The organism is Clostridium sp. RTP31139st1_H3_RTP31139_211217, assembly GCF_040227035.1.
GTDB lineage: Bacteria > Bacillota > Clostridia > Clostridiales > Clostridiaceae > Clostridium > Clostridium saudiense.
On sequence record NZ_JBCOAB010000014.1, the window covers coordinates 33,775 to 56,624 of the forward strand.

Genomic DNA, 22,850 nt, shown 5'->3' on the forward strand with positions numbered 1-22,850 from the left:
ATGATATATACAGATAAAGTTATGGACCATTTTAGAAATCCAAGAAATGTAGGAGAAATTGAAGACGCAAATGGTATTGGAGAAGTTGGAAATGCTAAATGCGGAGATATAATGAGAGTTTACTTAAAGGTAGAAGATAACATTATTAAAGATGTTAAATTCCAAACTTTTGGATGTGGATCAGCTATAGCTTCATCTTCAATGGCTACAGAAATGATTAAAGGAAAGACTTTAGAAGAAGCTTGGGAATTATCAAATAAAGCAGTTGCTGAAGCTTTAGATGGACTTCCACCAGTAAAAATGCACTGTTCAGTATTAGCTGAAGAAGCTATACACAAAGCAATTAATGACTACAGAAAAAATGCTGGTTTAAGCACTGAAGGATGGGAATTCGAAGAAACAGATCATGATGAATTACATGATGCAGTACACGGACACGAATAAAAAACTTAAGGTGTGATTTGATGGAAAAGAAGAAAAAAGTAGTTATAGGTATGAGTGGCGGAGTTGATAGCTCCGTTGCTGCTTACCTTTTAAAAGAACAAGGCTATGATGTAATTGGTGTTACAATGCAAATATGGCAAGAAGATAAAGATTATACAGAAAGAGAAGGTGGGTGTTGTTCACTTTCAGCTGTAGATGATGCAAGAAGAGTTGCAAATAAGATTGGTATTCCTTTTTATGTAATGAACTTTAGAGATAGCTTTAAAGAAAAAGTTATTGATTATTTTGTTCAAGAATACATAGATGGAAAAACACCAAATCCATGTATAGCATGTAATAAACATTTAAAATTTGATGAGCTATTAAGAAAAGCTCAAGGTATAGGTGCGGATTATGTTGCAACAGGTCACTATGCTAAAATTGAGCAAGATGAAAATGGAAGATATCTTTTAATTCGTTCAGATGATGATAGAAAAGACCAAACATATGCATTATATAACTTTACTCAAGAACAATTAGCACATACTCTTATGCCTTGTGGTGAATATACTAAGGATAGAATAAGAGAAATTGCTAAAGAAATTGGATTATCAGTATATAATAAGAAAGATAGTGAAGAAATTTGCTTTATACCAGATAATAATCATGGTAGATACATAAGTGAAGCTAGACCGCTAGAAGTTGTACCAGGAAACTTTGTTGATAAAAACGGAAATATATTAGGGCAACATAAAGGGATAGTTTACTATACTATAGGTCAAAGAAAAGGACTTGGAATAGCTCTTGGAAGACCTGTATTTGTAACAGATATTAATCCTAGAACTAATGAAGTAGTATTAGGTCCAGAAGAGGATATATTTAAGACTGACTTAGTTGCTAAGGATGTTAACTTTATTCCATTTGATAAGCTTGAAGAACCAATAACAGTTGAAGCAAAGGTTAGATATTCAGGAAAACCAGCTGAAGCAGTTATTTCACCTTTAAGAGATGGTAAAGTTAAAGTAAGTTTTAAAGAAAAACAAAGAGCAATAACAAAAGGTCAATCAGTTGTTTTCTATCAAGGAAACAAAGTTGTTGGTGGAGGAATTATTGCCGGAATAATATAAAATAAAAGGTCGTAGCATTTGAACTTATAATTATATGATAATGGTTCATTTGCTATGACTTTTATTTAATTAAAAGCTAAGAGTAAAGTTAGTTAAGAGTTAATAGTTAAAATTTAAGGAATGAATTCAGCTTATGCTAAATTTCTAAAAATATATAATATAGAAACTCCAAAAGGAGTTTCTATATTAATTATTAACTAGTAACTAATAACTATCAACTAAACTAAAGTAGCTCTATGCCAGCTTCTTCACATTTTTCGTGAGTATAGTTATCCCAAATAGAAGCTTGAACTTCTCCTATATGTGCTTTTCTTAAGAAGAACATACAAATTCTTGATTGTCCAATTCCTCCGCCCATAGTAAGTGGTAGTTTATCTTCAAATAATGCTTTGTGGAATGGAAGTTCACGTCTATCTTCACAGTTAGCTTTCTTTAATTGATAATCTAAGGCTTCTTTATCAACTCTTATGCCCATAGAAGATAATTCAATTGCTGAATCAAATAATGGATCATAGAATAAAATATCTCCATTTAAGCTCCAGTCATCATAGTCAGGACTTCTTCCATCATGCTTTTCACCAGATTTTAATGTATCACCAATTCCTTGAATAAATACTGCCTTATGTTTTTTGCAAATTGCATTTTCTCTTTCTTTAGCTGTAAGTTCAGGATACATATCTTCTAATTCTTGTGCCGTTACAAAAGTGATATCTTGTGGTAGAATTTTTTCGATTGAAGGATATTGTGTAGATACAAAATCTTCAGTAGCTTTAAAAACAGAAAATATCTTTCTTACTGTGCTTTTTAAAGTATCAGTAGTTCTTTCTTCTTTTGTAATTACCTTTTCCCAATCCCATTGATCTACATAAATAGAGTGTAGATTATCTAATTCTTCATCTCGTCTAATTGCATTCATATCAGTATATAAACCAGATCCAGGTTGAAATTTATATCTGTGAAGCGCAAATCTTTTCCATTTGGCAAGTGAATGAACTATTTCTAAGTTACTATCTTTAATAGCAAGCATATCAAAGCTTACAGGTCTTTCTATTCCATTTAAGTTATCATTTAAACCTGAACCATTTTCAAGGAATAGTGGAGCAGAAACTCTTGTTAGGTTTAAAGTTGCGGCAAGTTTGCTTTCAAAAAAATCCTTGACTTTCTTTATTGCTATTTCAGTTTCAATTAATGATAAGTTTGATTTGTAGTTTTGTGGTATAAATACCTTTGATTTTAATTCTTTTGTCATGTTAATAACCTCCTAAAAATAATATAAAAAAACCTTCCATCCTAAATAAATAGGACGAAAGGTTACTTCCGCGGTACCACCTAATTTGCATCAAGCCTCTTAATCAGTGCTAAATTAATAATAATTTAAGACTGTCCTTTTTTAACGGTAAGGCCCCGTCTAAGTCTACTTAAGTGAGATAAGTGAGATTCCAAATTTTAATTTGGCAAATCGAACTTACATCTTTGACGTAAGGAAAAGGTGTTTCCTTTTCAATCTCAATTGTTCGGTTAGAAGCTCAGGAATGTTTTTCATTAAAACTAATCTTATAAGGCTTACACCATCCCTTACTCGCTTAAAGATATCATTAAAATTACTCTTTCCTTCAATGCTGATTATGTGTTTCAAATTTAAATTAATATTATAATATACTAAAGTTAATAAGATGTAAAGAGTAAAAATGAATAAAATGTAAAATATGTGTAAGCTATTAATTACTATTATTGAAAATAGGGACATATTATTTTACTTTTTACATAATATAATATAGAATAAATAGTTGAAATAATAAATTATTTTAAATATAAATTTTTATGGGGAGATGAAAAATGAAGAAAAAAATTAATTGGCAAAAGTTATTAAGCTACTTTGTGTTAATTACTTTAATTTCGACTACTATATTCTTAATTTTTGAGATAAATGATGCACCAACAGTTGCAGATTCAACTGAATCTTTTGTGCGTTTAAAAAGTGATTATGCATTGATGTTATCTCAATGTATTTTAGGTATAGTAGCAATGTTATTACCAGGGATGTTAGAAAATAAATTTAAAATAGCAATCCCATCTTATATGTTGATTTTATATACAATATTCTTATATGCAGCAATATATTTAGGTGAAGTTAGAAGTTTTTATTATAATGTTCCAAATTGGGATAATATATTACATACTTTTAGTGGAGCAATGATTGGAGCTTTAGGATTTTCAATTGTTACTTTATTGAATAAGACAGAAAAGGTACCAATAGTTTTAAGTCCTCTTTTTGTTGCGTTATTTTCATTTTGTTTTGCAGTAACATTAGGTGTTATTTGGGAGTTTTATGAATTTACCTTTGATGGAATTTTAGGGCTTAATATGCAAAAATTCGCCTTGGAAAATGGTACTCAATTAATAGGAAGAGCTGCATTAACGGATACAATGGTAGATTTATTTGTAGATGCAGTTGGAGCATTTATAATGAGTGTTATTGGTTATATTTCATTAAGGTATAACAAAGGCTGGATTGAAAAACTTCAAGTAAGAAGTACAAGAAAATAATAAATATAAAAAGTAAAATGAATTATAATATTAAAATTCATTTTACTTTTTTTATTATTAAAAAATAAAATTTTTAGTAACTAAATGTAAATATTTTTAATTATAAAGAGGAGAATATAATATTTTGTTGGAAAAATTTTCAGCATAAGTATATAATTAATATAAATAATTTAAATAAAATTTGGAGGTTATAAAGTGGGATTAAATTGGAGTTTAAAAGAGCTATATGAATCATTTGAGAGTGTTGAATTTAAAAATGATATGAATAGCCTAACTGAAGAAATAAATGAAATAAACAATTGGATTGAAGAAGCAGTTAAGGATTATGAAAATGTATTAGAAAAGTTAGAAGAATATTTAAATAAATATATAAAATTAGAGGAACTGATTAGTAAGTTAGGGCAATTTATTGAACTAAGTATTAGTGTAAATACAAAAGATACAGAAGCACTTAAAAATTCAGATATCTTTGAAAAGAAGTTAACTTATTTAGTTAAAGGTTCTACTAAAATTGAAAGGTATATAAGTGAAATAGAGGATATTGACTCTATAATTGAGAAATCATCATTATTAAAAGAACATGCATTTTTATTAAAGAGTATAGTTGAAGATAGTAAATATTTATTAAGTGAAAAAGAAGAAAATATAATTGCAAATATGAGAAATACAGGATCAAATGCATGGAGTAAATTAAAAGATAATTTAATTTCATCATTAACTGTTGAAATGACAGAAGGTGGTAAAGTAAAAGAATACCCATTAACAGTTGTTTTAAATATGGCTTATGATAAAAATGAAAAAGTTAGAAAAAAAGCTTATGAAGCAGAAATAAAGTCATATAAGAAAGTTGAAGAGGGAGTGGCTGCTGCTCTTAATGGAATAAAGGGTGAAGTATTAACTGTTTGTGAATTAAGAGGATATGAATCTCCATTAGAAGAAACACTTTTAAATTCAAGAATGGATGAAGAGTCATTAAATGCAATGATTGAAGCAATGAAAGAAAGTTTACCTGTATTTAGAAAGTACTTAAGAAGAAAAGCAGAAATATTAGGGCATAAAAATGGATTACCATTTTACGATTTATATGCTCCAATTAATAATGCCAATATGAATTTTACTTATGATGAAGCTAGTAAATTTATAGTCAAGAATTTTAGAACTTTTAGTGATGATTTAGCAGATTTCGCACAAAAGGCTATTGATAATAATTGGATAGATGTAGAGCCAAGAGAAGGAAAAGTAGGAGGAGCTTTTTGTCAAGGAATTCATACTTTAGGTGAAAGCAGAATCTTATTAAACTTTGGGGGAAGTTTTGGTGATGTTGTTACTATGGCTCATGAACTTGGACACGGATTCCATGGTGAGTGTCTAAAAAATGAATCTATATTAAATTCAGATTATCCTATGCCAATAGCAGAAACAGCATCAACATTTTGTGAAACTATAATAAAAAAAGCTGCAATTAAAGATGTTAAACATAAAGAAGCTTTAGCTATATTAGAAACAGAAATTTGTGATTGTACACAAGTTATTGTAGATATTTATTCAAGATTTTTATTTGAAAAGTCAGTATTTGAAGCTAGAAAAGAAAGTGCATTAACAGTTGAACAAATAAAGGGACTTATGATAGAAGCGCAGAAAGAAGCTTATGGAGATGGATTAGACGAAAAGTTTTTACATCCATATATGTGGGCTTGGAAACCTCATTATTATGATGCAAATTATAATTACTATAACTTCCCATATGCATTTGGACTTTTATTTGCAAAGGGATTATATGCTGAATACCTTAAAAAAGGTGAAGATTTTGTAAGTGAATATGAAAAACTTTTGTCAATTACAGGTAAAAATAAAATAGCAGATATAACTAAAGAAGTAGGAATTGATATTCATGATAAAGAGTTCTGGAAGAATTCTTTAAAGACTATTGAAGAGGATATAGAAGAGTTTATTAAAATGAGTAAAAAACATTAAGTTAAAGAGGTGAATTACAATGGATATAAATTTAAGCAAAGATGAAATTATTGTTGTTTTAGATGCACTAGTAGAGGGGATAGCATTTGATAAGAATGCTGATGATATTAAAGAAGTATATAATAAAATAGTAAAGCAAGCACATATGGAAGAGTATGAAATGTTAGGCTAATTTATAAGAATAAGAGTAATAAACTATAATATTAGTTTATTACTCTTATTTGTTTATAAAGGACAATAGTTTAGAAAAAATAATTTAATTTATAATGAAACAAATTTAAAAAATATATAAGTTACAAATGTTATATAAATATAATAAGTAATAATGAACAATGATATAAATAAAATTATAAATTTACTATGATTAAGAAAGCTTAGGAGTTTATCTAATAATATATCAAAGCTCCAAGATTTATTTTGAAGTACAGTTTCCTTAATTTTTAGAGGAGAATAAGTACTATCTTTATTTATTTTATTTTTAATAAAATAAGGTAAATCCTCTGCGGTTACTATTGGTGTATCAAGTACTTCATTTTGTTTAATAACAAGGCTTTTTTGAGGAAGAGCAATTATATTGGTTATAGGAATATCAGAAGACAAAATGTCTTGTAGTATGTTATAACAATTGGTACATTCATCGTATATTTTATTAAGTACATTATTATCAAGTATAGTATCATCATTTAAATCTTCATTATCAAATGCAATTTCATTAGAATATTTGTTTTTGGTGAAATCTGTATAAGGATAAGTTAATGTTTTAATTGCAAAAACTCCACTATTTGTTATTACAAGATCATCAATTAAGCAACTATCTTCATCATTATTTTCTAAGTGAATATTATTTAAAATAATACTATCATTTTTTAAAGCTCTTAAATTGTGCGAAACTTTATATGAATTAAATATAGTATCAAATAAATAACTTAAATCTATATATATTTTTTCGTATATCTTGAATTTAATAGCGCATATATTTACTAAATATAAAAAGTATATAGTTGCTAATGTATTAAATTTTATATGAAGAAAAAAGCCAATAGTAAAAAGTAAAAATGGAAACCTTAAAAAAGGTTTAGTTAATATAAAAGTTAGTGTTTTTACAATGGCTTTTATTATAAATTTCAAAAGAGTAAATATAATTCTAAAAGTAAATAAAATAATATCTCCTAAAACAAGCAACATTTACGTAGCCTCCTTTAGTATTAGAATATCTACTTTTATGGAAAATTATTCATCTTTAATTATAAATTGTTTAGTTTTACCCATAAAATATGCTAAACGTATCATTTCAATTTCTTCTTTTGACATTTTTCTGTTATATTTCTTTTCAAATTCATTGATTAGTGCATTTGAATCAAGTTTTTCTTTTTTTACTTTAGGTCGCTTAGTATTGGCTTTATTAATTGGCTTAGATAATAATTGCTTATTATATATTTTTTTAAATACTTCTGCAGTATAATGTGCATCAAAAAATGCATCATGGAAATCACCATCAATAGGTATTTCTAATGCTTCAACAGCTTTTTTTAAGCCAATTTTTTGACCTTTAGGAACATTAAGCAGTTTAGTTGCATAGTGCTGAATATCAATATATTTTTCAGGAATAAAGGTAGTGGGAATATTATAAAATCCCATATTCTTTATTAATTCTGTAATATCAGAATCACCCCATACAACTAAAGTACTCTTATCTTTTCCAATAAAATCAATGAATTGTTTAAAAACATCAATAAAGTTATAAGAAGCATTTAAATCATTAATATTTATTTTTGTTAATTCTTCAACATAAGGATGAAGCCTTTTATGAATATTAGGTTTAATTAAGGAATTAAATGTTCCTATGGTTTCAAAATTTTTATTTAATTTTATTGCTCCAATTTGAATTATTTCAAATAGTAAAGATGGTTTAGGAGCATCTATTACTACATCTTCAGGATGTTGTTGATTAAATTCTAAATCAAAAATTATATAGTTCATTTTACACCTACGATAAAATTTTTATTTTTTAGTCATTTACATAACTTCTATTACATATATTAAAACATAAATAATTAAAAATGTCTTAAAAAGAGGTGTAATAAATGAGTATTTATGTTTTAAAGGAATATGTTGAAGAATGTATTAAGAATGGAATAGAGCCAACATTTGAAGGGTTAAATATTTATTATAAATCAAAAGAAATAAATTACAATAAATAATATTTAAAGAAAATTTACTATTAACTTTATAAGAAAAGCATATAATAAATAAAGATACATTAAGATTAAGTGTGGTGAACATAATTTGAAAACAAAAAAATTAACAGAAGCAGCAATGTTATCAGCTTTATTTGTGGTTTCAAGCATGGTAGCAATTTACACAGGAATAGCATATACATTATATTTGGATATGATAGTGCCACTTTTTATTTGTCTTATATTTATGAGGCTTGATTTTAAGTATACATTATTATCTTCTATTACATCATTGCTTATTGTAACTCTTGCAGTAGGTGACGTAGCATCAGCAATTTGGATGAGCCAAGGAATTATAATGGGATTGATTTGTGGGTATTTTATTAGAAGAAAAGGAACAATATTTGATGATTTATTTTATTCAGCAATTTTAGGAACTTTTGTTATGGTTTTGATTGATATTTATTTTTCTAAATTAACAGGTTATAGTTTTATGAAAGAATTTGATAGTTATACAGAAATGTTTCCTTTAAATGGTGAATATATGGAAGTTGCTTTTAATATTTTTGTTGCAACAATGCCTATAGGTACAATATTAATATCTTATATTGGAGCTTTATTTATAGGTAAAAAGCTTAGAATATTAAATGAAAATTGTAATGAAAAATATATGATAATTAAAAACTTTAAAAGATATGGTTCTTATATATGTTGTAGCAAGAGTACATATTATTTTGGAATTATATATTTAATTTTAATTGAAATATTAAAATTAACAGGTTTTGAATTTAAATTCGTTTATTTTAAAACGGTAGTAATGGCAATTAGAGTAGTAGTAATATATTTTGTTTTAAAAGATTCTTTTACATTTGTAATTAGGGGATTATCTACAAAGGTGAAATCTAATGGTGCATCGCAATTAATTTGGTTGGGGGTGCTTTATATGCTGCTAGTTGACTTTAAAGCTACGTTTATTATTTTGGTAGTAGGAAGTTTAGTAATTAACTATTCAATGAAGCTAAGGGAATCACAAATAAATATGTTAAATAAAGTTGTTTTAAAAAGACAGTAAAAATTACTTTTAAATAATATATCTTTTATTTTAAAGTTATTTATTGATAAAATTAATATTAAGTAATGTAATTTGATTAGCCTTATGGTAATATATAGTATGATATAGAGTTTATAAAAATGTAATTTTTATAAAAGATAAGATAAAAATAACAAGCTAAGGTTTATTATATAATTAACAAAGATGAAAGATATATTGAGGTGAGGGATAATGGCTACGTTGAAAGAAATAGCAGAGAAGGTAGGAGTATCATTAGCTACTGTATCAAGGGTTTTAAACAATGATAGTGGAATTTTAGTTGCTGATGAAACTAAGGCACAAATACTACAAGTAGCAGAGGAATTAAATTATAGAACAGCAAAGCAAAGAAAAGGTAAAAATTTTAGTAAAAATATGTTTATAGTTGGAATTGTTGAAATGTATGATGTAGTTAAACAATTACAAGATCCATATTATTTACTTTTAAGAAATATAGTAGAAAAGAAAGCCTTTGAGAATAATATTAAGCTAGTTAGATTTTTTAAGCAAGATAATGAATTTGAGTTAGCAGAAGAAGTTGAACTACAGGGAATAATTGCAGTTGGTAAGTTTACTTCGGATGAAGTAAATGAATTATCGAAAAGAACACAAAATATAGTTTTTATAGATTCAGCGCCAAATGATGAATTGTATGATAGTGTTAAAGTTAATTATAAATTAGGCGTTAAACAAGCATTAGATTATTTTTTAGAGCTTGGACATAAGAACATAGGATTTATTGGGGAAAAGTACACTTTAGGAGATAATAAAATACCTATGTTCGATGATAGACTAAAGTTCTTTTATGAATATATGAATAATAAACAAATGCTAAAGGAAGAATTTATAATCAATAGTAGTATGACGGCTGAAGGTGGGTATGAAGCAATAAATAAATTTATAAGATCTGAAAGTAAAATGCCAACAGCATTCTTTACAGCTAATGATACAATTGCAAGCGGTGTTATTAAGGGACTTCAAGAAAATGGAGTTAAGGTTCCAAATGATATTAGCATAATAGGATTTAATGATACTATAATATCTCAATATACTAATCCACCATTAACGGCTATAAGAGTTCATATAGAGTATTTAGGAGAAGTTGCAGTTGAACTTATGATGGAGAAATTAAAGGGAAGACAGTACGCTAAAAAAGTAATAATACCAAGTGAGTTTATATTAAGAAATAGTGTTAAGGATGTAAAATAGTTAATTTTAATTAATAAATTAGAGATTAAAATAGTAACAATAATATTTATTATTGTTACTATTTTTTTTTATTATAAATTAATAACTTGATATTTTTAGTAAAATACTATATATTTTTACTGTAAACGTTATTAAGGGGGTTGCTAGGTGGAGGTTAAAAATGGAAACAATTAAAGTTGGGATTTATTCAAATTACAGATATAATGAAGAAGATGTTGAACAGGTAAAGATAAGTATTAATAAAATTAAAAAGGATGGATATTTTAAAGGATGTAATAACTTAAATATTTATTACCAAGTATTTTCTGTAATAAATGAAAAAGGTAGAATTGTAATTTCGCATGGGTTTTCTGAATGTATAGAAAAATATAATGAGTTAATTTACTATTTTACAGAAATGGGCTATTCAGTATATGCAATTGAACATAGGGGACATGGAAGATCAGGTTCATTTGGAAAAAAACATAAAAGTCAAATAAGTATAGATAAGTTTGAATATTATGTAGAAGATTTAAGGATTTTCTTAGATACTATTGTTGTAGGAAAAGACGTTGATTTATATTTATATGCACATTCTATGGGAGGAGCTATCGGTACAATGTTTTTAGAGAAGTACTGTGGATATTTTAAAAAGGCTATATTAAGTGCTCCGATGATGGATATAAATACAGGGGAATACCATAAGGCTATATCTTATTTAATAAGTCAGATATATATTAATATTGGAAAGGGAGAGGAATTTTTATTTGGACAAGGTCCATTTGAAGGGAAATATGATTTAGAGTCATCAGGAACTTCTAATATGTATAGATATAAAAATCATTTAGATTATTTAAACAAAAACGAGGAATTGCAAAGATGTGGTGGAAGTTTTAAATGGCTTAATGAGTCTTTAAAGGCAACTAAGGAAATATTAAAGAAAAGGAATATTGAGAAAATAAATATACCAATATTGTTTTTTCAGGCAGGGAGAGATACCTTTGTAAAAGAAAAAGGGCAGAATAAATTTTGTGAAATAGCAAATATGTGTAAAAAGATAAGATTTGAGAATGGGAAGCATGAACTTTATATGGAAGATGATGAAATTATGATTGAGTATTTAAAAAATATAAGTGAATTTTTAAAATAAAATTTTACTAAAAAACTTGAAAATTTTACTGTAAATATATTATAATACTTATTAAGAAAACGTTATCTAAAATAATATGTGAAAGTAAGGGTGTAATTATGGGAATTGTAATAAATGAATTAAAAAATGTATTTGCATTACAAAGTAAAAATAATAGTTATGTTTTTGGAATAGATAATATGGGGTTGGTAAGACATTTATATTGGGGAAGCAAAATTGAAAATGTTGATGATTTTGATATGCCAACATTAGTTGAAGTATCGACTAATGATCCTGTTTTTGAAATAACTAAAGAAGAATTTCCGGTGTACGGTAGTTTAAGATATAAAGAACATTGTTTAAAGGCTTCATTTATTGATGGATGTAGAGAGTTAGTTTATAGCTATGAAGGTTATGAAGTTGATGGAAATGAACTAGTTATAAAATTAAAGGACATTCATTATGATTTCAATATGAATCTTCATTATAAAGTTTATGAAGAATATGACTTAATTGAAAGATATGTGACTATTAAAAATAATTCGGAAAATGTTATTGAAATTGAAAAAGTGCATAGTGGGCAATTTCATATACCATATGAAGATTTAACTTTTTCAAATGTACATGGTCATTGGGGTGCAGAGCAACAAAGATTTACACAAAAAGTTAGCTATGGAAAGATTGTTATAGAAAATAGAAGAGGGATTTCTACTCATAATCATAATCCATATTTCATTTTAGATAAAAATGCAACAGAAACCACAGGAGAAGTATTCTTTGGTGCTTTAAAACTAAGTGGTAACTTTAGTGGAGTAATTGAACAAACACAATATGGAGAAACATTAGTACAACTAGGTATTAATTCACATGATTTCTTATTAAAGCTTAATCAGGGAGAAGAGTTTATATCTCCGGCTATTATAGCAGGTTATAGTAATAGTGGGTTTGAAACTATGACTCATAATCTCCATAACTTTGCTAAAGATAATGTATTGAGAAGTGGATTAAGACCAGTATTATATAATTCATGGGAAGCAACTGAATTTAAAGTGAGTTGTGATGAGCAAATAAAACTTGCAAAAAAGGCAAAGGAAATTGGAGCTGAGCTGTTTGTTGTAGATGATGGTTGGTTTGGAGAAAGACATGGAATTGACAATGGACTTGGAGATTGGTATGTAAATGAAGAAAAATTTCCAAATGGATTAAACCCATTAATAAATGAAGTAAAGGCTATGGATATGATGTTTGGAATTTGGGTAGAACCTGAAATGGTGAACCCGTTATCTAATCTCTATAAAGAACATCCAGAGTGGATATATCATTTTGATAGTAGAGAAAGTGATACATCTAGAGGGCAATATGTATTAGATGTTACAAAGAAAGAAGTAAAAGATTTTATTTATAATATGTTAGATAATTTATTAACAACTTATGATATTGATTATATTAAATGGGATGCAAATAGACCTATGTCTCAAACTAATTTAGAAAGAGATGTTTGGTACAAGCATATTGAAGCTGTCTATGATATTGTAAAAAATCTTAAGCTTAAGCATCCAAATGTACTATTTGAAGCCTGTGCTTCAGGGGGTGGAAGAATAGATTATGGTATTTTAGGAATATTCGATGATTTTTGGACAAGCGATAATACTGATGCTTATGACAGATTATTTATTCAAGAGAATTATTCATATATATATCCAATAAAAGCTATGAGAGCTTGGGTAACTGATTGTCCGAACTTTTTATCAAGAAGAATTATACCTATGAAGTTTAGATATCATAGTGCTATGATGGGTACTTTAGGTATTGGATGTAATATATTAAAATTTAGTGAAGAAGAAATAGAGTTATCTAAGGGATTAATTGAAGAATATAAGAATATAAGGCATATAGTTCAAGAAGGTGATTTCTACAGATTAGAAAATAATTCCAAAAATAAATATAAGCTTTATCAATACATGAATGGAAAAGAAGGGTTAGTATTTGCATTTTTACCTCAAAGTGAACTTGGACATAGAGGTACAACTATAAAGTTTAGAGCACTTGAAAAAGAAAGAACCTATTTAGTTAAAATTGATAAAAATGTTATTGTGAAAACAGGAAGATATTTAATGAATCATGGATTAGAACTAAAATTATATGGAGATTATGATAGCATTATAATAAAGATAAGTAAAATAGAGGAATAATTCATCCAAAAGATAGCTATTTGGAATAGCTATCTTTTTTATATAAAATCATAAAAAAATTTTAGTAAAAAATAATTAAAATTTTACTATAAAACACTTGTGAAACGTTTACTGATATGGTAATATAAAAATGTAGTAAGTGAAAACTATTACAAAAAAGGGTTAGTATTGAATAAAAATGAGGAAGGATGAGAATTATGGGATTATCTTTTAAAGAAAAGTATTCATTTGGAATTGGAGCATTAGGAAAGGATTTATGTTATGCAATTGTATCTAGTTATTTAATGATTTATTTTACAGATTCAATTGGACTAGCTCCAGCATTTGTTGGAAGTTTATTTTTAGTAGCAAGATTATGGGATGCAGTTAATGACCCAGCAATGGGAATGATAGTTGATAATACAAAAACAAAGTGGGGAAAATTTAGACCATGGATTTTAATAGGAACGTTTATAAATGCAGTTGTTTTAGTATTCTTATTTAAGAGACCAGCAGGATTAGAAGGAAGTTCACTATATGCTTATTATTCAGTTATGTATATATTATGGGGTATGACTTATACAATAATGGATATACCATATTGGTCTATGTTACCTTCTTTATCTAAGACTAATGAAGAAAGAGCTCAAATGTCAGTTATACCAAGAATATTTGCAAGCTGTGCATGGTTAATAATGGGTGCATTTGGACTTTCAATAGTAAATAAGTTAGGAAATGGTGATCAAACTAAGGGATATGGAGCTTTTGCAGTAGTGATTGCAGCAATTTTTATAATTACTTCAATTATAACAGTTATAAATGTTAAAGATAGTAGTTGTAAAGTAACAGAATCAAATAAAAAAGTAGAAAAAACAAGTTTAAAGAAAGCATTTAAACTTATAAAAGAAAATGATCAACTTATGGTATTTATAGGAGTTGTACTTGCATATAACTTAGTTGCTCAATTATCAGGAGGAATGTCAATTTACTATTTTAAGTATGTTGTAGGAAATGAAAATATGTACCAAGTATTTACTGCATTTGCTGGACTTGCTGAAATAGCTGCACTTATGTTATTCCCAATGCTTTCAAAGAGAATGAGTAAAAAGGGTGTATTTAGACTAGCATGTTATTTACCAGCAGTAGGATTAATAATTCTATTATTAGCAGGAATATTTGTTCCAGGTAATGCGGCACTTATAGCTTTATCAGGAATAATAGTTAAGTTAGGTTCAGGATTTACACTAGGAGCTACCACTGTTATGTTAGCAGATGTTATAGATTATGGTGAAGTAAGATTTGGTTCAAGAAATGAAAGTATAGTTGCTTCGTTCCAAACATTATTAGTTAAAACAGCATCAGCTTTATCAGGATGGTTAATAGGTGTTGGATTAACAATAGTAGGATATGTTCCTAATATAACACAAACTGCAGGAACAATATTTGGTATGAGAATACTTATGGTGGCAGTACCTTCAGTAATAACATTATTAGGATTATTCATTTATGTAAAGGGTTATAAACTTCAAGGTGAATATCAAGAAAAGATAATGGAAGAATTAAATAAAAAGAGAGAAGCTGAAATTAACTTTGCATAAAGGTTAGATTGATATTAAACAAGTAAAATAAAATTTAAGTTAATAATTATTTTAATAGGTAAGAAGTTAAGAATAATGATTAGAAGTTATGCAATTATATTTTCAAATAAATTTAATAGTATATTTCTAAAGCTTGTACTTCTTACTTATTAATTATCATCAATAAAAAAATTACATTACAATTTGATTTATTAGATATGTAGTATATAAAACATAAATTTAAATACAAGAATTTTTAGAAAGATAAATTATTTATAAATAGTAGTCAGGAGTTGTTAAAATGTATTTAGGTGTAGATTATTATCCAGAGCACTGGAATGAAGATATGTTAGAAGAAGATTTAAATAATATAGTAGAGCTTGGAAGTAATGTTATAAGAATTGGTGAATTTGCTTGGCATATGATGGAGAAAGAAGAAGGTTTATTTGATTTTTCTTATTTTGATCATGTAATAAATGAAGCAAAGAAAAAAGGATTAAAAATAATATTCGGTACACCAACAGCAACAATGCCTGCATGGCTTGCTAAAAAACATCCAGATGTATTAGGTGAGTTTGAAGATAATACTAAGAGAGTTTTTGGTGGAAGAAGACAATATTGTTTTAATAGTAAAACTTATCATAAATATAGTAAAATTATAATTAAAGAACTTGCAAATCATTTTAAAGATGAAGAAGGAATAGTTGCATGGCAAATAGATAATGAATTTGGTCATGAAGGTAGCGATGTATGTTTCTGTAATGAATGTAAAAATGCATTTAGAGATTATTTAAGAAAAAATTATAATAATGATATAAATAAATTAAATGAAATATGGGGAACAAGATTTTGGTCGCAAACTTACAATGATTTTGATGAAATACCAGTTCCAGCAAAGACAATAACTACTCATAATCCAAGCCTTAGGATGGAATGGGAAAGGTTTAGAAGCGTAAGTGTTGAAAATTATGCAAAATTGCAAATAGATATTTTAAAAGAAATATTAGGCGAAGATTCTGTTATAATTCATGACTTTTCAGGTGGATATTTTGATAAGAGCTTTGATTTTTCAAAAGTTGCAAAATACCTAGATGTAGTTGCATATAATAATTATCCTGTGTGGGGAGGGCAAAGGGAGCCAATTCCTGCACATGAAATTGCTTGTGGCTTAGATTTTATGAGGGGGGCTAAAAGACAAAATTTTTGGATTACAGAAGCTATAATGGGAGCACAAGGACATGATGTTATTGGTTATTTACCAAGACCAAATCAAGCTAAAATGTGGTCTTATCAAGCAATGGCTCATGGATGCAATTCTCTTATGTATTTTAGATATAGAGGCGCAACACAAGGAGCTGAACAATATTGCTATGGAATAATAGATCAGGATAATCAAAAAAGAAGAAAATTTTATGAGGTTCAAGATTTTTTCAATAATATGAAAGAAAATGAAGATGTTATAAATAGTGAAATAAAATCAGAAATAGCAGTAATTTATGATTATGAATCTATGGCATCATTTAGAATTCAAAGACAAAGCTTTTTAATGGATTATAAAAATGAAGTATATAGATTATATAGACCTTTCTATGAAAATAATGTTAATATTGATGTCATTCCATCATATCTAGATTTTAGTGAGTATAAAGTTTTATTAATACCAACAATGATTGTATTTAAATCTGAAGTTCAAGAAAGAATTAGAGAGTTTGTTAAAAATGGTGGTAAAGTAGTATTTAGTTTTAGAACTGCAATTAAAGATTACTATAATAATTTAACATTAGGGCAGTTAAATCCAAGTTTTTACACTGATTTAATAGGTGGCTTTGTTGAAGAAATAGAATCTCTTCAAGAAGGTCAAAAGGTTAATGTTAAGGGGATAAATGAATTTAATGGAGTTGAAGGTAGTGGAACTGTATTTAGAGATATGCTAAAAACTACTACTGCAGAAAGTCTATTTATGTATGATGATGAGTTTTATAATGAATTATCAGCTATAACTTTAAACAAATATAAAAATGGTGAAGCTTATTATATAGGTACTGGTGTAGATAATAATATTATGGACTTAATAGCTAAAAAAATTATAGTAGAAGCTGATATAGAAGCTATAGAATCACCTAAGGGTGTTGAAGTAGTTAAGAGAAAAGTAAATGATGAAGAGCATTACTTCATTATGAACCACACCGCAGAAGGTAAAATTTTTAATAATATTAATTTAAAGGCCTATGAAAGTAAAATAGTAAAAATTAAGTAAATTAAAGGTGGTTAACTTTTTAAATTAACCACCTTTAAATTTTTATATTATGTTAAATAAGAGAAAGACAATTTACATCTAATTTGTAAGTTACATCTTTTCTTTCAACGATTATATTTATTTTCTTTTTAATTTCTTCATCATCCATAATTTTAGAAATAAGTTCACGTGTTGGGTTCATAGCATATGGGATACCTACATTTTTAAACATAGTAAAATCACCAGCAGTATCACCATAAGCATAACTTTGACTTAAATCAATATCATACTTCTTGCATAATTCTTTAATTGCCTTTTCTTTACTTTCTGAATCCCACATAGGAGTAATATAGCCATTATATTTATTATCTTTATCTAATTCATAGATTGTACCTCTATAATCATCCATATGATATTTTAATGACATTTCTCTTACCAATTCTATAGGAGAACCTGAAATAGCAATTACAATATCTCCTTGCTCTTTATGCCATTTAATTCTTTCTCTAGAAAATGTATAAACTCTATCACCTTTTTGTTCAATAACTTTTTTAGCAATATAGTCTATATGATATTTATCTAATCCTTTAATTGCTTCAGTGTAGACATCTACCATTTTTAAAAGATAAGTATCATAATCGCCTTGTCTTTTATCCCAGTTAATATAAGCAGGTTTTACTTCTTTATACCACTTATTTTCATCAACTAGGTCATATTTAATTATTTTTTTAAAGACCTCAGTAATAAGTCCTTCTCTGTAGATTGTGCCGTCAATATCAAAAAATGCTGCTCTTCTTGACATATAAAAAACCTCCTTATGTTTTAAACTTTTATAAAATATCTTTAACTTACTGTCCAATAGGTAAGATGAGCTAAATAAACTTTAAAAGTTTAATTAAGCTGAATTAGATATTACATTATATAATAATAAACCAAAGCGAAAAATGCAAGACTAAGTGAGATTCTAAATTTTAATTTAGTTAATCGAACTTACTCAGCGACTGAAAGGAGTCGAGTTTCCTTAAAGAGGATTCTAAATTTTAATTTAGTTAATCGAACTTGCCTGAAACTCCAAATTTTAATTTAGCAAGTTGAAGGTACACTTTAGTGTACTCAGCGACTGAAAGGAATCCAGTTTCATTTATAACAAAAAATATTAATATTTTTAAGAAAACTTCTTATCTAAACATTAAACTTATTAAGTAGCTTTAGAAAATCTACTTTCTTTAGTTAGTATGACAAAAAATAGAAGAATTTATATTAGAAAATGTTGACAAAAAATTACAATGCTATATAATATGGATATAAAGAACTATATAAAATGCTAGGGGTGCCAATTAAGGCTGAGAGATAAGAAATTATTAACCCTTGTACCTGATCTGGATAGTGCCAGCGTAGGAAAGCTTATTAATGTATACTTTAAATAATCTACAAGGTAATTTTTAAACTTTATCATAGTATAAGTTTAAATAATTTGTAGTAAAAGTAAATATATTATTTGTAATTATAACGCTATATTCCAGTTGGGATATAGCTTTTTTTATTGGGAAAAATTAAAAATTAAAAAGGAGAAGAAATATGAGAAATTACAAAATACCCACATTAACCATTGCAGGATCAGATTCATCAGGAGGAGCAGGTGTACAAGCAGATTTAAAAACGTTTAGTGCAATAGGAACTTATGGAATGAGTGTTATTACGGCAATAACAGCACAAAATACACAAGGAGTTTTTCTTGTTGAAGATTTAAGTAAAGAAATAATAGAAAGTCAAATAAATGTAGTTTTTGAAGATATAGAACCAGCGGCTGTAAAGATAGGAATGGTATCAAGTGCAGAAATTGTTCAAACAATTGTAAATACATTAAAGAAATATAATCCTAAGTATTTAATAGTAGACCCAGTTATGATATCTAAAAGTGGATATTCATTATTAAAACCAGAAGCAAAGAAAAGCTTAATTGAAGAGCTTATACCAATGGCTTATATAATAACTCCAAATACACCAGAAGCAGAAGAAATTACAGGAATGAAAATAAATAACCTTGATGATATGAGAGAGGTAGGAAAAAGGATCTTAGAATTAGGACCTAAGTATGTGTTAATGAAAGGTGGACATCTTGAAGGTGATGCAGTTGATGTATTAATAGGAAATGATACATTTGAAATTTATAAACAAGAAAGACTAGATAGAAAAAATACTCATGGAACAGGATGTACTTTATCATCAGCAATAACGTCGCACTTAGCATTAGGATATGACATAGTGGAGGCTGTTAAGTTAAGCAAAGAGTATATAACAGAAGCAATAAGACATAGCTTTGATATAGGCAAAGGTGTTGGACCTGTAAATCATTTTTATAAATTTGAAGACTAAGACTTAGATAAGGAGAAGAAGTAATGTTTGAATTAATAAATAAAGTTAAAGAAATAAATCCTTTAGTATTACATTATACAAATGAAGTAACAATAAATGATTGTGCAAATATAACATTAGCTTTAGGGGCAAGCCCTTTAATGAGTTATTCTGATGAAGAAGTTGAAGAGATAATTAGTGTTGCTAGTTCAGTAGTAATTAATATTGGAACTATGAATTCAAGTAGATTAGATTTATTTGTTAAAGCAGGAAAAGCAGCTAATAAATTTAATAAGCCTGTTGTATTAGATCCAGTAGGTGTTTTTGCAACAAAGACAAGAACAAACTTTACAAATAAACTATTAAATGAAATTAAATTTGATGTTGTTAAAGGAAATATAGCTGAAATAAAGTTTATAGGTGGACTTGATGTAAGGGGACAAGGCGTTGATTCCTTTGATGATGGTGAAGATATATCTGAAGTAGTAAAAAGAGTGGCTATAAAGCTTGGATGTGTGGTAGTTGCAACTGGAAAAGTTGATTTTATTAGTGATGGAAATAGGGTTATAAAGATATTTAATGGAACACCAAAGTTAAAAAGTGTAACTGGTACAGGGTGTATGACAGGAAGCTTAATAGGAAGCTATTTAGGAGCTTATGATTCTCTTATTAAGTCTGATGAAAAAGTTAGTAAGATAGAAGCTGTTGCAATTGGGGTACTTACAATGGGAGTAAGTGGTGAATTAAGCGATAGAAATAATATTGCAATAGGAAGCTTCAAGGAAGAACTTATGAACAATATTTATGAAATGAATAGTGATAAATTAAAAGAATATGGAAGGGTTGAATAATATGAAATTTTCAGAAGTTTTATTTAGTGAAGTTAAGAAAATTTGGGATGGATATTTAGAGCATCCCTTTGTTAAAGGAATAGGAGAAGGAACTTTAGATAAAGAAAAGTTTAAAAATTATTTAATTCAAGATTATTTATATTTAAAGGACTATGCTAAGGTTTTTGCTATGGGATTAGTTAAAGCAGAAACTATGAAGGAAATGAAGTTTTATCATGAATCCATAAAAGGAGTATTAGATGATGAGACTGCAGTTCATGTTAATTACTTAAAAGACTTTGGATTAAGTACAGAAGAGGTAGAAGCTTATAAAAGTGAATTAACAACTGAAAGTTATACAAATTACATGCTTGGAATTGCATTAAAAGGTGATTCAAAGGATATTGCAATGACTATAATGCCATGTACTTGGAGTTATTATTATATTGGGAAGCACTTATATGAAACATATAAGGAAAACTTAAAAGATAATTTTTATGCTCCATGGATAGAAGGATATGCATCAAATGAGTTTAGGGAATGTGCACAAGAGTGGATTGATTATATAGATGATATATGTAAGGACATATCAGAAGTAAAAAAGGAAAAGCTAAAGGACATATTTATAAAATCTAGTCTTTATGAAATGGAGTTTTGGAATATGGCAAATAAATAAACTGAATTTTTAGTTTTAGGTTGAGTGTTACAATGACCAACCATGAGATAAAATTTATTTTAAGATGAGGTAAGTAATATGGTTATTTTTATAGCGATAATATCAGCAATATTATTTGCATTTTATTTTAGGGATTTAAAAAGAAATCCTATAACAACAAAGAAAATGGTAGTAATTGCAATGATGAGTGGACTATCATTTATGCTTAGTTTAATTCAGTTTGTAAAATATCCTCAAGGTGGTGGAATAACTTTATTTTCTATGTTACCAATAATGATACTTTCATTATTATATGGTAGAACTGCAGGTATAACAGGTGGATTAATATGGGGTTTTTTATCATTATTAAATGGAGCATATGTAATACATCCAGTTCAATTTTTCTTAGATTGTTTGTTTGGGCCAATGGCTTTAGGTTTTACATGTGTTTTTGGTAGTGATAAGAAATATAAGGTGATTTTAGGAGGGTTATTTGCAGTTACTTTAAGTGTATTTTCTTATTTTGTTTCAGGTGTAGTATTTTTTGCAGAGTTTGCACCGGAAGGGATGAATACTTATCTTTATTCATTCTTATATAATTTTACTAGTGCTGGAGTTGAAGGTATTTTATGTATAATGCTTTTATCTATAATTCCTTTAGAGAGATTTAAAAAAATAGCTAATGTTAAAGATATTGCAGCATAAATATTAGAAAAAAGGTGATAAAAATGAAAGATTTAAAACTTTATTTAGTAACAGATTCAGATATTTTAAAAGGAAGAGATTTTTATAATTGTATTGAAGAAGCATTAAAGGGTGGAGTAACGATGCTTCAATTAAGAGAAAAAAATGCTAGTGGTAAGGAATTCTTAGACAAGGCAATGAAGCTTAGAAATTTAACTAAAAAATATAATGTGAAATTTATTATTAATGATAGAGTTGATATTGCAATGCTTTGTGATGCTGATGGCGTTCATGTTGGACAAAGTGATATACCAGTAGATAAAGTTAGAAAGCTTACTGGAAAAGATAAAATTATTGGTGTATCTGCAAGAACAGTAGAAGAAGCTATAAGGGCTAAAGAAAATGGAGCAGATTATCTTGGGGTTGGAGCTATGTTTACAACTACAACAAAATTAGATGCAAAAAGTGTAACAGTTGATAGGTTAAGTGAAATTAAGAAAGAAGTCAATTTACCAATTGTAGCAATTGGAGGTTTAACTTTAGATAATATTGATAAATTAAAGCAATATAATATTGATGGATATGCTGTTGTTTCAGCAATATTAAAAGCTAATGATATAAGATTAGAATGTGAAAAATGGGTAAAGAAAATTAGTGAATAACAAAATTGATAAAAAAGTATTTAGG

20 protein-coding genes and 1 riboswitch are annotated in these 22,850 nt (G+C 27.4%); of the genes, 16 read left to right on the forward strand and 4 right to left on the reverse strand.

Annotated features, from left to right (window positions below):
- Together nifU and mnmA are read left to right on the forward strand one after the other, a co-directional pair.
- Entirely contained in the window at window positions 1-444 is a 444-nt protein-coding gene (gene nifU, locus ABUA17_RS08120) for a Fe-S cluster assembly scaffold protein NifU (RefSeq protein ID WP_042395324.1), read from the forward strand.
- Window positions 445-464: 20 nt separating this feature from the next.
- A complete protein-coding gene (mnmA, locus tag ABUA17_RS08125; protein WP_042395326.1) occupies window positions 465-1,550 on the forward strand; it encodes a tRNA 2-thiouridine(34) synthase MnmA in 1,086 nt (361 codons plus the stop codon).
- 223 nt (window positions 1,551-1,773) lie between these two features.
- Here mnmA and asnA read toward each other — a convergent pair whose 3' ends face one another.
- On the reverse strand, window positions 1,774-2,799 hold the full coding sequence (asnA, locus tag ABUA17_RS08130; protein WP_055291444.1) for an aspartate--ammonia ligase: 1,026 nt from the start codon (window positions 2,797-2,799) through the stop codon (window positions 1,774-1,776).
- A gap of 587 nt (window positions 2,800-3,386) precedes the next feature.
- Between asnA and ABUA17_RS08135 the strand changes: the two genes are divergently transcribed.
- From ABUA17_RS08135 to ABUA17_RS08145, 3 genes are all read left to right on the forward strand, one after another.
- Entirely contained in the window at window positions 3,387-4,097 is a 711-nt protein-coding gene (locus ABUA17_RS08135; protein ID WP_055291443.1) for a DUF2238 domain-containing protein, read from the forward strand.
- A 195-nt stretch (window positions 4,098-4,292) separates the two neighbouring features.
- Window positions 4,293-6,071, forward strand: a complete 1,779-nt coding sequence (locus ABUA17_RS08140) for a M3 family oligoendopeptidase (protein ID WP_195949021.1) — start codon at window positions 4,293-4,295, stop codon at window positions 6,069-6,071.
- Window positions 6,072-6,090: 19 nt separating this feature from the next.
- Entirely contained in the window at window positions 6,091-6,243 is a 153-nt protein-coding gene (locus tag ABUA17_RS08145; RefSeq protein ID WP_156327405.1) for a hypothetical protein, read from the forward strand.
- An 89-nt stretch (window positions 6,244-6,332) separates the two neighbouring features.
- Here ABUA17_RS08145 and ABUA17_RS08150 read toward each other — a convergent pair whose 3' ends face one another.
- The gene (locus ABUA17_RS08150) at window positions 6,333-7,256 is read right to left on the reverse strand and encodes an NERD domain-containing protein (RefSeq protein WP_042395337.1); all 924 of its coding nucleotides are present in this window, start codon (window positions 7,254-7,256) and stop codon (window positions 6,333-6,335) included.
- A 45-nt stretch (window positions 7,257-7,301) separates the two neighbouring features.
- Complete coding sequence (locus ABUA17_RS08155) at window positions 7,302-8,051, reverse strand: 3'-5' exonuclease (protein WP_042395339.1); 750 nt, start codon at window positions 8,049-8,051, stop codon at window positions 7,302-7,304.
- A 306-nt stretch (window positions 8,052-8,357) separates the two neighbouring features.
- Here ABUA17_RS08155 and ABUA17_RS08160 point away from each other — a divergent pair, with 306 nt between their 5' ends.
- The 6 genes from ABUA17_RS08160 (at window position 8,358) to ABUA17_RS08185 (ending at window position 17,660) form a co-directional block, all read left to right on the forward strand.
- Entirely contained in the window at window positions 8,358-9,320 is a 963-nt protein-coding gene (locus ABUA17_RS08160) for a DUF2232 domain-containing protein (protein WP_055291441.1), read from the forward strand.
- A 210-nt stretch (window positions 9,321-9,530) separates the two neighbouring features.
- A complete protein-coding gene (locus tag ABUA17_RS08165) occupies window positions 9,531-10,547 on the forward strand; it encodes a LacI family DNA-binding transcriptional regulator (protein WP_042395346.1) in 1,017 nt (338 codons plus the stop codon).
- Window positions 10,548-10,707: 160 nt separating this feature from the next.
- Window positions 10,708-11,676: an alpha/beta fold hydrolase gene (locus ABUA17_RS08170; protein WP_195951581.1), complete on the forward strand. Its 969-nt coding sequence runs from the start codon at window positions 10,708-10,710 to the stop codon at window positions 11,674-11,676.
- Between the two features lie 98 nt (window positions 11,677-11,774).
- Complete coding sequence (locus ABUA17_RS08175; protein ID WP_195952343.1) at window positions 11,775-13,847, forward strand: alpha-galactosidase; 2,073 nt, start codon at window positions 11,775-11,777, stop codon at window positions 13,845-13,847.
- A 188-nt stretch (window positions 13,848-14,035) separates the two neighbouring features.
- The gene (gene melB, locus ABUA17_RS08180) at window positions 14,036-15,424 is read left to right on the forward strand and encodes a melibiose:sodium transporter MelB (RefSeq protein WP_207743351.1); all 1,389 of its coding nucleotides are present in this window, start codon (window positions 14,036-14,038) and stop codon (window positions 15,422-15,424) included.
- 280 nt (window positions 15,425-15,704) lie between these two features.
- Window positions 15,705-17,660: a beta-galactosidase gene (locus ABUA17_RS08185; protein ID WP_195952344.1), complete on the forward strand. Its 1,956-nt coding sequence runs from the start codon at window positions 15,705-15,707 to the stop codon at window positions 17,658-17,660.
- 52 nt (window positions 17,661-17,712) lie between these two features.
- Here ABUA17_RS08185 and ABUA17_RS08190 read toward each other — a convergent pair whose 3' ends face one another.
- Entirely contained in the window at window positions 17,713-18,441 is a 729-nt protein-coding gene (locus ABUA17_RS08190; RefSeq protein WP_195952345.1) for an HAD family hydrolase, read from the reverse strand.
- A 514-nt stretch (window positions 18,442-18,955) separates the two neighbouring features.
- Window positions 18,956-19,057: riboswitch (TPP riboswitch) on the forward strand.
- Window positions 19,058-19,217: 160 nt separating this feature from the next.
- Here ABUA17_RS08190 and thiD point away from each other — a divergent pair.
- The 5 genes from thiD to thiE all read left to right on the forward strand — a co-directional run bounded on the left by thiD (window position 19,218) and on the right by thiE (window position 22,825).
- Window positions 19,218-20,015: a bifunctional hydroxymethylpyrimidine kinase/phosphomethylpyrimidine kinase gene (gene thiD, locus ABUA17_RS08195; RefSeq protein ID WP_195952346.1), complete on the forward strand. Its 798-nt coding sequence runs from the start codon at window positions 19,218-19,220 to the stop codon at window positions 20,013-20,015.
- Between the two features lie 23 nt (window positions 20,016-20,038).
- Window positions 20,039-20,845, forward strand: a complete 807-nt coding sequence (gene thiM, locus ABUA17_RS08200; RefSeq protein ID WP_195952347.1) for a hydroxyethylthiazole kinase — start codon at window positions 20,039-20,041, stop codon at window positions 20,843-20,845.
- 1 nt (window position 20,846) lies between these two features.
- Window positions 20,847-21,500 (forward strand): thiaminase II, encoded by a 654-nt coding sequence (gene tenA, locus ABUA17_RS08205; RefSeq protein WP_042395366.1) that lies wholly within the window; start codon window positions 20,847-20,849, stop codon window positions 21,498-21,500.
- A gap of 78 nt (window positions 21,501-21,578) precedes the next feature.
- Window positions 21,579-22,184 (forward strand): energy-coupled thiamine transporter ThiT, encoded by a 606-nt coding sequence (thiT, locus tag ABUA17_RS08210; RefSeq protein WP_042395368.1) that lies wholly within the window; start codon window positions 21,579-21,581, stop codon window positions 22,182-22,184.
- 23 nt (window positions 22,185-22,207) lie between these two features.
- Window positions 22,208-22,825: a thiamine phosphate synthase gene (thiE, locus tag ABUA17_RS08215; protein ID WP_078061286.1), complete on the forward strand. Its 618-nt coding sequence runs from the start codon at window positions 22,208-22,210 to the stop codon at window positions 22,823-22,825.
- Window positions 22,826-22,850: the final 25 nt, after the last annotated feature.